This is a genomic window from Cellulosimicrobium cellulans, from assembly GCF_007679345.1.
In the GTDB taxonomy this organism is placed as follows: domain Bacteria; phylum Actinomycetota; class Actinomycetes; order Actinomycetales; family Cellulomonadaceae; genus Cellulomonas; species Cellulomonas cellulans_A.
Window position 1 is genome coordinate 149,274 of record NZ_VEGH01000011.1, and the last position, 11,404, is coordinate 160,677.

Below are 11,404 nucleotides of genomic sequence, written 5' to 3' on the forward strand. Positions count from 1 at the left end.
CGGCGTCAGCCGATGTTGCACTCGTAGCGCACGCCGTCGACGTAGTGCACGCCGTCGCCCAGGTCGGCGCAGGTCTCGACGAGCGAGGCGATGCCGAACGCGCCGAGCGCGAGCGCGACGACCCCCGCGACGAGCCACAGCGCGCCCACGACCACGCCCGCCACCGCGAGGCCGCGGCCGGGGACGCCGCCGCGCCGACCGCGGACCAGCACGACGATGCTGATCACGAGGCCGACGAGCGCCGTGCACGGGATGACGGCGGTGACCAGGCCGACGATCGCGAGGGTCGGCGAGGGCGCCGGCTGCGGCGGGACCGGGTACGGCCCGGGGACGGCCGCGGGGTCCGGGTAGCCGGGGGCGCCGGCCTGCGACGCGGTGCCGCCCGGCTGCGGGTACGCCCCGGGCGCGGGGTACGACGGCCCCGGTGCCGGCTGCGCGGGGCTCGGCTGCGGGGACGCCCCGGGCGTCGGCTGCGACGCGCCGCTGGGCGACTCGCCCGGGTTCGGGTGCTCGGGGGTGGTCATGACATCCTCGGGGTTCGGCTCGTCGGGCACAGCGGTGCGCGGCCGGCAGGGCCGCGCAGGGGATCCTTGCACGCACCGGGCACCGAGCGAGGGATGGTCCGATGGACGTCGTGTACGGCTTGCTGGTCGTGCTGCACCTGGTCGGCTGGGCGATCGTGCTGGGCGGCTGCCTGGTCACGCTGCGGCAGCCGGCGTTCCCGAAGGGCGCGCTGCACGGCGCCCTGACCGCGCTGGTCACGGGGATCGTCATGGTCGGGCTGCGGTCCGCGGAGGTCGGCGGGCTCGAGCCGCCGGACAACGCGAAGATCGGCGTGAAGCTCCTGGTCGCGCTCGTCGTGACCGGGCTGGTCTGGTACGGCACGCGGCGCCCCGAGAAGGTCACGCGCGGCCTGGTCGGCGCGACGCTGGGGCTGACGCTGGTGAACATCCTGGTCGCGGTGCTCTGGCGTTGAGCCGCGCCGTCGCGCGCGGTCCGGCCGGCCACCTCGCGGTGCGCCCGGCCGGACCGCCCGCTCACCCGCCCGCTCGGGCGACCGGCGCCGGCCCCGTCGACTCCCGCGCCACCAGCGCGACCGGCACCGTCGCCGACCGCGGGGCCGCGTCGTCTCCGGTGACCAGCCCGAGCAGCAGCTCCGCGGCCAGCCGGCCCTTGCCGGCCGTGTCCTGCGCGATCGTCGACAGCAGGGGCGTGACCTGCCGGGCGAGCTCCGCGTCGTCGTAGCCGAGGACGGACACGTCCTCCGGCACCCGCAGCCCGGCACCGGTCAGCCCGCGCACGACCCCGGCGGCCAGGACGTCCGCGGTGGCGAACACCGCGGTCACCGCGCCGGCGCGCACGTCGGCGGCCAGCCGCGCGCCCAGCGCGACGCCCTCGTCGTAGGTCGTCCGCGCGTGGGCCGCCCCCACCTCGTCCGCGGGCAGGCCGGCATCCGCCGCGGCCTCGCGGAACCCGGCCAGCCGCTCGGCGACCACCCGGCTCGCGGCGTCGACCGGGCCGCACAGCAGCAGCCGGCGGTGCCCGAGCCCGGTGAGGTGCGCCCCGGCGAGGCGGCCTCCGGTGCGGTCGTCCGACCGCACGTGCGCGTGCCGCGGCGCCCCGGTGCCCGGGTCGTCCCCGGCGCCCGGCCGGCCCGGGGCGCCGCCCGGCGCGCCGTCCGCGTCCACCAGCACGGCGGCGAGCGACCCCGGCAGGTCGAGCCCGCCCAGCGCGGTGTCGGTGAACCCCATGAGGACCACCCCGTCCAGCCCCCACCGCCGGACCGAGTCCCGCACGTCCGCCGCGCTCCCGACCCCGCGCAGCATCAGGTGGTGGTCCCGGCCGCGCAGCGTCGCCTCGAGCGCGCCGGTGACCGCGACGTCGTGCGGGCTGCCCAGCAGGCTGACCCCGTCGGGACGGCCCGGCAGCAGCAGGCCGACCAGGCGGGACCGCCGCGCGACGAGCGTGCGGGCCGCGGCGCTGGGCACGTAGCCGAGGTCGGCCACGGCGCGCTCGACCCGGGCGGCGGTGGCGGGGGAGACCCGGTCCAGCCGCCCGTTGACCACGTTCGACACCGTCATCACGCTGACGCCGACGGCGCGCGCGACGTCCTTGAGCGTGACGGTGTCCACCCGCGCAGCCTCCCGGATCGGCGTTGACGTACGCGTCACTTTAGCGTTAAACAGGACGACATGAGCGGCACCGACGCCCCCCTGACCCTCGCCACCGGCCCGACCCCCGACGGCACCGCCGACCCGCGCGCCGTCGTCCAGGGCGACCGCTGGCGCGTCACCGTCCTCGCCGACGGCCTCGTGCGGCTGGAGTACGCCGAGGACGGCCGGTTCGAGGACCGCCCCAGCACGTTCGCCCGGCACCGCGCGCTCCCGGTCCCGGAGTTCCGCGTGGTCGACCGCGGCCACGTCGTCGAGGTCGTCACGTCGCGGCTGCGGGTCGTCTACGACCGCGGGCCCTTCAGCACCGCCGGCCTGTCGGTCGAGGTCACCGGCGGCGTCAGCGCGTACCACTCGGTGTGGCGGTACGGGCAGCCCGCGGACGGTCTCGGCGGCACCGCGCGCACGCTGGACGAGGCCGACGGCCGGGTGCCGCTGGAGGGCGGCGTCGTGTCCCGGCAGGGCTACGCGGTGCTCGACGACTCGCGGTCGATGGTGTTCGAGCCCGACGGCTGGGTGGCCCCGCGCGACGGCTCCCGGGAGGACCTGTACGTGTTCGGCTACGCGCACGACCACGCGGAGGCGCTGCGCGCGTTCCACGCGGTGTCGGGGCCGGTCCCCGTGCTGCCGCGATGGGCGCTGGGCACCTGGTGGAGCCGGTTCCACCGGTACACCGCGGAGGGCTACCGCGAGGTCGTCGAGCGGTTCGCCGCCGAGCGGATCCCGCTGTCGGTGTCGGTGCTCGACATGGACTGGCACGTCACCGAGGTGGACCCGGCGCTCGGCTCCGGCTGGACCGGGTACACCTGGAACCGCGACCTGTTCCCCGACCCGCCCGCGCTGCTGTCCTGGCTGCACGACCGCGGCCTGCGGGTGACGCTGAACGTGCACCCCGCCGACGGCGTGCGCGCGCACGAGGACGCCTACGCCGCGATGTGCGCCGCGCTCGGCCGGGAGCCCGACGGCGACCCGATCGCGTTCGACGTCACTGACCGGGAGTTCCTCACGGCGTACTTCTCGGTGCTGCACCGGGGTCTCGAGCGGGACGGCGTCGACTTCTGGTGGATCGACTGGCAGCAGGGCGGGCACTCCCGCGTCGCCGGCATCGACCCGCTGTGGATGCTCAACCACTTCCACTACCTCGACAGCGCCCGGGACGGCCGGCGGGGGCTGACGTTCTCCCGGTACGCCGGGCCGGGCAGCCACCGGTACCCGGTCGGGTTCTCCGGCGACACCGTCATCACCTGGGACTCGCTCGCGTTCCAGCCGGAGTTCACCGCCACCGCGGCGAACATCGGCTACGGCTGGTGGTCGCACGACATCGGCGGGCACTTCTTCGGCGTGCGGGACGAGGAGCTGGCGACCCGCTGGGTGCAGCTGGGGACGTTCTCGCCGATCCTGCGGCTGCACTCGTCGGACAACCCGTTCACCAGCAAGGAGCCGTGGTCGTTCGGGCCGCACGCCCGGCAGGTCCAGGTGGAGTTCCTGCGGCTGCGGCACCGGCTGGTCCCGTACCTGCACACGATGAACCACCGCGCCGCGGCCGAGTCCGTCGCCCTGGTCCGGCCGCTGTACCACGCGTGGCCCGACCGCCCCGAGGCCTACGAGGTGCCGCAGCAGTTCCTGTTCGGCTCCGAGCTGCTCGTCGCCCCGGTGACCACGCCCGCCGACCCGGTCACCCGCGCGTCCGCCGTGCGGGCCTGGCTGCCGCCGGGCACCTGGGTCGACGTGCTCACGGGCGCGGTCTACGACGGCGACCGGCTGCTCGACCTGCACCGCCCGCTCGACTCGATCCCGGTGCTGGCGCGGCCGGGCGCGGTGGTGCCGCTCGACGGGGCCGAGGTCCCCGGCAACGACCCGGTCAACCCGGTGCACCTGGAGCTGCTGGTGGTCCCGGGCGCGGACGGCGCGTTCACGCTTGTCGAGGACGACGGGGCCGGCGACGGCACCGACCCGGCCGGGATCGCGCGGACCGCGCTCGCGTGGGCGGACGCGACGGGGACGCTGACCGTCGGGCCGGTCGAGGGCACCGCGGCGTGCGTGCCGGCCGAGCGGGACTGGACGCTGACCCTGGTGACCGCGGGCGCGACCGACGACGTCGCCGCCCGGGTCGGGGCGCGGGTCGACGGGACCCCGGTGCCGGTCACGGCGCGCGTCCTCGACGGCCGGCTCCGCGTCGACGTCCCCGGCGTGCCCGCGCGTGCCCGGCTCGAGGTGACGTGCGGCACGGTCCCGCTCGTCGGCCCCGCGCCGGACGCCGAGGTGCTGCGGGTGCTGCGCGGGGCGTGGACCCAGAACGCCCTGCTGACCTCCGCGCTGGCAGCGGCGACGTCCGACCGGCCGCTGCACGTGCGGCTGTCGCACCTGGAGGCGCTGGGGCTCCCGGCGTCGCTGCTGTCCGCGCTGCGCGAGGTGCTGCTGGCCCGCGGCTGAGCGCCGCGGGTGTCGGTGGGGGCGCCTAGGCTTGGCCCTGCCATGACGTCGCTCTTCGAGAACCTGCCGCTGCCCGGACTCGCCCTCTCCGACCTCGGTCGCCTGCCGGCCGCCGTGCCGCCGCGCGGCGACCAGCCCTCCGGGGACGCCGACGCGCCCGCGGACGTCGACGACCGCCGGGGCCGCGGCCGCGCGCCGTCCATCGACGCGGACGCGCTGCTGGTCGGCCTGAACCCGCAGCAGCGCGCCGCGGTGCTGCACCACGGCGGGCCGCTGCTCATCGTCGCGGGCGCCGGCTCGGGCAAGACCCGGGTGCTCACCCACCGCATCGCGCACCTCCTGGCGACCCGGCAGGCGCGCGCGGGGGAGATCCTCGCGATCACGTTCACCAACAAGGCCGCGGCCGAGATGCGCGAGCGTGTGGCGTCGCTGGTGGGCCCGTCCGCCCGGACGATGTGGGTCTCCACGTTCCACTCGGCGTGCGTGCGGATCCTGCGCCGCGAGGCGACGACGCTCGGCCTGCGGCAGTCGTTCTCGATCTACGACTCCGCCGACTCGCAGCGGCTGCTCAGCCTGGTGGCGCGCGAGCTCGACCTGGACCCGAAGAAGTACCCGCCGAAGGCGCTGCAGTCCAAGATCTCCAACCTCAAGGACGAGCTGGTCGACCCCGACGCGTTCGCGGCCACCGCGAGCGGCTCCAACGACTTCGACCAGGCCCTCGCCCAGGTGTACACCCGGTACCAGCAGCGGCTGCGCCAGGCGAACGCCCTCGACTTCGACGACCTCATCATGACGACGGTCAACCTGCTGCAGGCGTTCCCGGCCGTCGCGGAGCACTACCGCCGCCGGTTCCGGCACGTGCTGGTCGACGAGTACCAGGACACCAACCACGCGCAGTACGTGCTGGTGCGCGAGCTCGCGGGCGTCGGCGCGGCCGACCCGGGCGCGGACGCCGCAGTCCCGCGCGGCGAGCTGACGGTCGTCGGCGACGCCGACCAGTCGATCTACGCGTTCCGCGGCGCCAGCATCCGCAACATCATGGAGTTCGAGGCCGACTACCCCGACGCCACGACCATCCTGCTCGAGCAGAACTACCGGTCGACGCAGACCATCCTGTCCGCCGCCAACGCCGTCATCAGCAAGAACCCCGGCCGCAAGCCCAAGCGGCTGTGGACCGACTCCGGCTCCGGGCCGAAGATCGTCGCCTACGTCGCCGACAACGAGCACGAGGAGGCGCGGTTCGTCGCGGAGGAGATCGACCGCCTCGGCGACTCCGACGGCGTGCGCCCCGGCGACGTCGCGATCTTCTACCGGGCCAACGCGCAGTCCCGCGCGCTGGAGGAGGTGCTGATCCGCGTCGGCCTGCCGTACAAGGTCGTCGGCGGCACCCGGTTCTACGAGCGGCGGGAGATCAAGGACGCCGTGGCGTACCTGCGCGCGATCGCCAACCCCGACGACGACGTCAACCTGCGCCGCATCCTCAACGTGCCCAAGCGCGGGCTCGGCGACCGGTCAGAGGCGATGGTCGCGGGGTACGCGGAGCGGGAGCGCATCTCGTTCGGCCAGGCCCTGGAGCGGCTGGAGGAGGTGCCGGGACTCGGCACCCGCGCGATCACCGGCCTGCGGGCGTTCGCGGAGATGATGTCCGACCTCCGGGCGCTCACCGAGTCGGGTGCCGGCCCGGCCGAGATCCTGTCCGTCGTGCTCGACCGCAGCGGCTACCTCGCCGAGCTGCGCGCGAGCGAGGACCCGCAGGACCAGACCCGCGTCGAGAACCTCGCCGAGCTGCACGCGGTCGCCTCCGAGTTCGAGCAGTCGGACCCCGAGGGCGACCTCGCGGACTTCCTCGAGCGGGTGTCGCTCGTCGCCGACTCCGACCAGATCCCCTCGGACGACGGCGGGGACGACGGGACCGGCGAGCCGAAGCCGGACCAGGGCGTCATCACGCTCATGACCCTGCACACCGCGAAGGGCCTGGAGTTCCCGGTGGTGTTCCTCACCGGCATGGAGGACGGCACGTTCCCGCACATGCGGTCGCTCGCCGACACCGACCAGCTCGCCGAGGAGCGCCGGCTGGCCTACGTCGGCCTGACCCGGGCGCGGCAGCGGCTGTACATCTCCCGTGCCGCCGTGCGCACGGCGTGGGGCGTGCCGAACGAGTTCCCGCCGAGCCGGTTCCTCGACGACCTGCCCGAGGACCTCATCGACTGGCGGCGCCGCGAGTCGTCGAACGACCGGCTGCGGGGCCCGGGCGGGTTCCTCGGCGGGCGGTCCGGCTACGCGTCGGGCGGCGGCTACGGCGACCGCGCGGGGTCGGGCTCCGGGTCCGGCAGCACGCAGAGCTGGAAGAAGAGCTCCGCGGCGTCCCGCGCGGGCGAGCCGCCCCGCAAGGCCCCCGGGTCCGGCGGCGCCACGTTCGGCTCGGCGACCCCGCGCCCGGACACGGCGATCCCGACGCTGACCGTGGGGGACAAGGTCACCCACGACGCGTACGGGCTCGGCACGGTCGTCGCGGTCGAGGGCGGCGGGCCGAACGCGGTCGCGAAGGTCGACTTCGGCAGCGAGGGCACCAAGCGGCTGCTGCTGCGGTACTCGCCGGTCACCAAGCTCTGACCGACGCGCGGGCGGACGGGTGGTCCCGGCCGCCCGCGCGGCGGTCGCGCGGCCGCCACCTGCACATATCGGGCATGATCGACCCATGCGCAGCCCGATCTTCGACCAGGCCAACGCCGAGGTGCAGACCGCCGAGCGGTTCGTCCTGCAGAGCACCAAGATGCTCAAGGTCACCCTCGGCCCCGACGTCCTCGCGGCGAAGGGCGCGATGGTCGCCCACCAGGGGCAGGTGCAGTTCCACCACGAGTCCTCCGGCTCGCTCGCCCGGTTCGTCAAGCGCGCGATGAGCGCCGACGACCAGCCCCTCATGCGGGTGTCCGGCCCGGGCGAGGTGTTCTTCGCGCGCGCCGCCGAGCACGTGTTCCTGCTCCAGCTCGAGGGCGACGCGATCAGCGTCGGCGGCTCGTCGCTGCTCGCGTTCGACGCCGAGCTGCAGTGGGACATGCACCGGACCAAGGGCGCCGGGATGATGACCGGCGGGTTCTGGAACACCCTCATCCAGGGGCACGGCACCGTCGCGCTCACCTCGCACGGTCAGCCGATGATCCTCGACTGCTCGCAGCAGCCGACCTTCGTCGACCCGAACGCCGCCGTGTGCTGGTCGGCGAACCTCACGCCCGGTGTCGTGTCGAGCATGAACGTGAGCTCGCTGCTGCGCGGCGGCACGGGGGAGGCGTTCCAGTACGCGTTCCACGGCCCGGGCTTCGTGGTGGTGCAGCCGTCGGAGGGCTACCCCGTCCCGACGGCCTGACCACCCGCCGCCCGGGCGCCGGCGCCGCACCCCGCCCGCACCGCGACCCGGCGTCGAGCGAGCATCGGACACGCCGAGCGAGTAGTCGGCGGGTGCTCGCTCGACGTGTCGGGTGCTCGCTCAGCGGGGGGTCAGGCCGCCGCCGTGCCGGCCAGGCGGGCCGTGACGTCCGCCGCCAGGGCCGCCGGGTCGACGCCCGCGCGGCGGAGCAGCGCGTACCCGTCGGTGTCCGAGAGCCGGACGACCGCGAGCAGCACGTGCCCGGCCTCGATCCGCTTGTGACCGAGCCGGATCGCCTCGCGCAGCGCGACCTCGAGCGTCTTCTTGGCGTCCCGGGTGAACGGCACGTGCCCGGGCGCGCGGCGGCCGGCGCCCGCGGGTCGTCGCGCCCGGTCCGCCCGGTCCAGCGCCCCGGCGCCGAACACGGTGTCCGCGCGACTGCGCACCGCGTCCAGGTCGATCCCGAGCGCGGCCAGGGCGGCGGGGTCGAGCCCGTCGCCGTCGAACCGGTCGAGCAGCGTCGCCCGGTCGGCGCCGTGCGCCGCGAGCGCCGCCGCGGCGGGGTCGCCGACGGACGCGATCGCGACCACGAGGTGGGCGGGGGTGATCCGGGCGTCGCCCAGGTCGCGGGCGACCTCCTGCGCCTGCACGACCGCGGCGCGGGCGCCGGTGGTGAACCTCTCGAACATCGTCGTCTCCTCTCGCTGGGTCCCGGGGGTGCGCGGACGCTCAGCCGCGCCGGTGGTGCTTCTGGTGGACGGCCTGCCGGCTCACGCCGAGGGCGTCCGCGATGTCCTGCCAGGACCAGCCGAGCTCGCGGGCCCGGCCGACCTGCAGGGTCTCCAGCCGGTCGGCGAGCACCCGCAGGGAGCGCACGGCGCGCAGCCCGGTGGCGGGGTCGTCGGCCGTCGCCGCGGCGAGCGCGCCGTCGGCGGAGTCGGTGGTGGGGTCGGTGCCGGTCATGCGTCAACTGTGGTTGACACACCCGTCCGGTGTCAAGGGAGGTTGACGAGCCGCGTGCGACCTGGCTCACATATCTCGACGTGAAGATAAAGCCGGGCCACCGGGCTACGATCGTCCGCGGCAGAGCAGCCAGATCCCACCCACGGGACCGCAGGGCGAGGGAAGGACCGCAGCAGGTGGACCTGTTCGAGTACCAGGCACGTGACATCTTCGAGCGGCACGGGGTACCCGTCCTGGGAGGGATCGTCGCGACGACGCCTTCCGAGGCGCGTGCGGCGGCCGAGACCCTGCTGGGCGCCGACGGCGCGACCGGCGTGGTGGTCGTCAAGGCGCAGGTGAAGACCGGGGGCCGCGGCAAGGCCGGCGGCGTCAAGATCGCCCGCTCCGCGGAGGAGGCCGAGCAGCGCGCCGGCGAGATCCTCGGCATGGACATCAAGGGCCACACCGTCCACCGCGTGATGATCGCCGCCGGGGCGAGCATCGCGAAGGAGTACTACTTCTCCCTCCTCCTCGACCGCGCTGAGCGGCAGTACCTCGCGATGGCGAGCGTCGAGGGCGGCATGGAGATCGAGCAGCTCGCGGTCGAGCGCCCCGAGGCACTGGCGAAGGTCCCGGTGGACCCGCGGGTCGGCATCGACCAGGCGAAGGCCGACGAGATCGTCGCGGCCGCCGGCTTCGACGCCGAGGTGGGCCCGAAGGTCGCCGCGGTGCTGACGAAGCTCTGGGACGTCTACCGCGAGGAGGACGCCACGCTCGTCGAGGTGAACCCGCTCGTGCTGACCGAGGCCGGCGACGTCGTCGCGCTCGACGGCAAGGTGACGCTGGACGGCAACGCCGACTTCCGGCACGAGGACCACGCGTCCCTCGAGGACGCCGCCGCGGCGGACCCGCTCGAGGCGCGCGCCAAGGAGAAGGACCTCAACTACGTCAAGCTCGACGGCGAGGTCGGCGTGATCGGCAACGGCGCGGGGCTCGTCATGAGCACCCTCGACGTCGTCGCGTACGCCGGGCAGCAGCACGGCGGCGTGAAGCCGGCGAACTTCCTCGACATCGGCGGCGGCGCCTCGGCCGAGGTGATGGCCGCGGGGCTCGACATCATCCTGTCCGACCCGCAGGTCAAGGCGGTGTTCGTCAACGTGTTCGGCGGCATCACGGCGTGCGACGCGGTCGCCAACGGCATCGTCGCGGCGCTCGGCATCCTCGGCGACGAGGCCACCAAGCCGCTGGTCGTGCGCCTGGACGGCAACAACGTGCTGGAGGGCCGCCGCATCATCCGCGACGCGGCCCACCCGCTCGTCACGCTGGCCGAGACCATGGACGGGGGCGCCGCCGAGGCCGCCCGCCTGGCCGCCACCGCCTGACCGACCGCAGCGACGCGAGAGACGAGAGACAACCCACCATGGCGATCTTCCTGACCGCGGACTCCAAGGTCATCGTGCAGGGCATGACCGGGTCCGAAGGCAGCAAGCACACCACCCGCATGCTGGCGTCCGGCACCACCGTCGTCGGCGGCGTGAACCCGCGCAAGGCGGGCACGAGCGTCGAGTTCCCCCGCGGCGACGGCTCCGGCCTGACCGTGGCGATCCCGGTGTTCGGCTCGGTGGCCCAGGCCGTCGAGGCGACCAAGGCCGACGTGTCGGTCATCTTCGTGCCGCCGGCCTTCACCAAGGCCGCCGTCATCGAGGCCGTCGACGCCGGCGTGCCGCTGATCGTGATCATCACCGAGGGCGTCCCGGTCGCCGACACCGCCGAGTTCTTCGCCTACGCCCAGGCCAAGGGCGTCCGGCTGCTCGGCCCCAACTGCCCGGGTCTCATCAGCCCCGGGAAGTCCAACGTCGGCATCATCCCGTCGGACATCACCGGCCCCGGCCGGATCGGCCTGGTGTCGAAGTCCGGCACGCTGACCTACCAGATGATGTACGAGCTGCGGGACCTCGGGTTCTCGACGGCCGTCGGCATCGGCGGCGACCCGATCATCGGCACGACGCACATCGACGCGCTCGCCGCGTTCGAGGCCGACCCCGAGACCGACCTCATCGTCATGATCGGCGAGATCGGCGGCGACGCCGAGGAGCGGGCCGCGGCGTACATCACCGAGCACGTGACGAAGCCGGTCGTCGGCTACGTCGCGGGCTTCACCGCCCCCGAGGGCAAGACGATGGGCCACGCCGGCGCGATCGTGTCAGGCTCGGCCGGCACCGCGCAGGCGAAGAAGGAGGCCCTCGAGGCCGCCGGGGTGAAGGTCGGCACCACGCCGACCGAGACGGCCGAGCTGGCGCGCGCGCTGCTCAGCTGACCGCGCGCACCGCGCGCGACGGGCGCCGCACCCCCCCCGGGTGCGGCGCCCGTCGCGCGTCCGGGCCCGTGCCGAGGTCGCCGGTCGCGCGGATCCGGCCCGCGCGGATCCGGCCCGCGCGGATCCGGCCCGCGCGGATCCGGCCCGCGCGGATCCGGCCCGCGCGGATCCGGCCCG

The 11,404-nt window shown here is 74.9% G+C and carries 11 protein-coding genes; 6 read left to right on the plus strand and 5 right to left on the minus strand.

Annotated elements, in window-relative coordinates:
• Positions 1 to 5 precede the first annotated feature (5 nt).
• The gene (locus FS882_RS15265) at positions 6 to 524 is read right to left on the minus strand and encodes a hypothetical protein (protein ID WP_158374163.1); all 519 of its coding nucleotides are present in this window, start codon (positions 522 to 524) and stop codon (positions 6 to 8) included.
• A 101-nt stretch (positions 525 to 625) separates the two neighbouring features.
• On the opposite strand from FS882_RS15265, the gene FS882_RS15270 reads away from it, so the two are divergent.
• Positions 626 to 976, plus strand: a complete 351-nt coding sequence (locus tag FS882_RS15270; protein ID WP_158374166.1) for a hypothetical protein — start codon at positions 626 to 628, stop codon at positions 974 to 976.
• Positions 977 to 1,037: 61 nt separating this feature from the next.
• Here the strand turns inward: FS882_RS15270 and FS882_RS15275 are convergent, their stop codons facing one another.
• Positions 1,038 to 2,132: a LacI family DNA-binding transcriptional regulator gene (locus FS882_RS15275; protein ID WP_158374168.1), complete on the minus strand. Its 1,095-nt coding sequence runs from the start codon at positions 2,130 to 2,132 to the stop codon at positions 1,038 to 1,040.
• Between the two features lie 60 nt (positions 2,133 to 2,192).
• On the opposite strand from FS882_RS15275, the gene FS882_RS15280 reads away from it, so the two are divergent.
• From FS882_RS15280 to FS882_RS15290, 3 genes are all read left to right on the plus strand, one after another.
• Complete coding sequence (locus FS882_RS15280; RefSeq protein WP_158374170.1) at positions 2,193 to 4,604, plus strand: glycoside hydrolase family 31 protein; 2,412 nt, start codon at positions 2,193 to 2,195, stop codon at positions 4,602 to 4,604.
• 42 nt (positions 4,605 to 4,646) lie between these two features.
• Positions 4,647 to 7,217: a DNA helicase PcrA gene (pcrA, locus tag FS882_RS15285; RefSeq protein WP_158374172.1), complete on the plus strand. Its 2,571-nt coding sequence runs from the start codon at positions 4,647 to 4,649 to the stop codon at positions 7,215 to 7,217.
• Positions 7,218 to 7,302: 85 nt separating this feature from the next.
• Positions 7,303 to 7,968 carry an AIM24 family protein gene (locus FS882_RS15290; RefSeq protein WP_158374174.1) on the plus strand — a complete coding sequence of 222 codons (666 nt, stop codon included), beginning with the start codon at positions 7,303 to 7,305 and terminating at the stop codon, positions 7,966 to 7,968.
• Between the two features lie 131 nt (positions 7,969 to 8,099).
• On the opposite strand, the gene FS882_RS15295 is transcribed toward FS882_RS15290, so the two are convergent.
• Together FS882_RS15295 and FS882_RS15300 are read right to left on the minus strand one after the other, a co-directional pair.
• Complete coding sequence (locus tag FS882_RS15295; RefSeq protein WP_158374176.1) at positions 8,100 to 8,657, minus strand: Clp protease N-terminal domain-containing protein; 558 nt, start codon at positions 8,655 to 8,657, stop codon at positions 8,100 to 8,102.
• A gap of 40 nt (positions 8,658 to 8,697) precedes the next feature.
• Positions 8,698 to 8,931 (minus strand): helix-turn-helix domain-containing protein, encoded by a 234-nt coding sequence (locus tag FS882_RS15300; protein ID WP_158374178.1) that lies wholly within the window; start codon positions 8,929 to 8,931, stop codon positions 8,698 to 8,700.
• A gap of 176 nt (positions 8,932 to 9,107) precedes the next feature.
• Here FS882_RS15300 and sucC point away from each other — a divergent pair, with 176 nt between their 5' ends.
• Both sucC and sucD read left to right on the plus strand, forming a co-directional pair.
• Complete coding sequence (gene sucC, locus FS882_RS15305; RefSeq protein ID WP_158374180.1) at positions 9,108 to 10,292, plus strand: ADP-forming succinate--CoA ligase subunit beta; 1,185 nt, start codon at positions 9,108 to 9,110, stop codon at positions 10,290 to 10,292.
• Between the two features lie 38 nt (positions 10,293 to 10,330).
• Positions 10,331 to 11,227: a succinate--CoA ligase subunit alpha gene (sucD, locus tag FS882_RS15310; RefSeq protein ID WP_147794277.1), complete on the plus strand. Its 897-nt coding sequence runs from the start codon at positions 10,331 to 10,333 to the stop codon at positions 11,225 to 11,227.
• Here sucD and FS882_RS21420 read toward each other — a convergent pair.
• Positions 11,220 to 11,404: hypothetical protein (locus FS882_RS21420; protein WP_222848235.1), on the minus strand; the 185-nt coding region annotated here is incomplete at its 5' end. The two genes, sucD and FS882_RS21420, sit on opposite strands and share 8 nt — an antisense overlap.

Bases quoted from the DNA above. Each gene is read 5' to 3' on its own strand.
- FS882_RS15290 (WP_158374174.1), top strand. From the start codon at position 7,303: ATGCGCAGCCCGATCTTCGACCAGGCCAACGCCGAGGTGCAGACCGCC.
- pcrA (WP_158374172.1), top strand. From the start codon at position 4,647: ATGACGTCGCTCTTCGAGAACCTGCCGCTGCCCGGACTCGCCCTCTCC.
- FS882_RS15280 (WP_158374170.1), top strand. From the start codon at position 2,193: ATGAGCGGCACCGACGCCCCCCTGACCCTCGCCACCGGCCCGACCCCC.
- sucD (WP_147794277.1), top strand. From the start codon at position 10,331: ATGGCGATCTTCCTGACCGCGGACTCCAAGGTCATCGTGCAGGGCATG.
- FS882_RS15295 (WP_158374176.1), bottom strand. From the start codon at position 8,657: ATGTTCGAGAGGTTCACCACCGGCGCCCGCGCCGCGGTCGTGCAGGCG.
- FS882_RS15265 (WP_158374163.1), bottom strand. From the start codon at position 524: ATGACCACCCCCGAGCACCCGAACCCGGGCGAGTCGCCCAGCGGCGCG.
- FS882_RS15270 (WP_158374166.1), top strand. From the start codon at position 626: ATGGACGTCGTGTACGGCTTGCTGGTCGTGCTGCACCTGGTCGGCTGG.
- FS882_RS15300 (WP_158374178.1), bottom strand. From the start codon at position 8,931: ATGACCGGCACCGACCCCACCACCGACTCCGCCGACGGCGCGCTCGCC.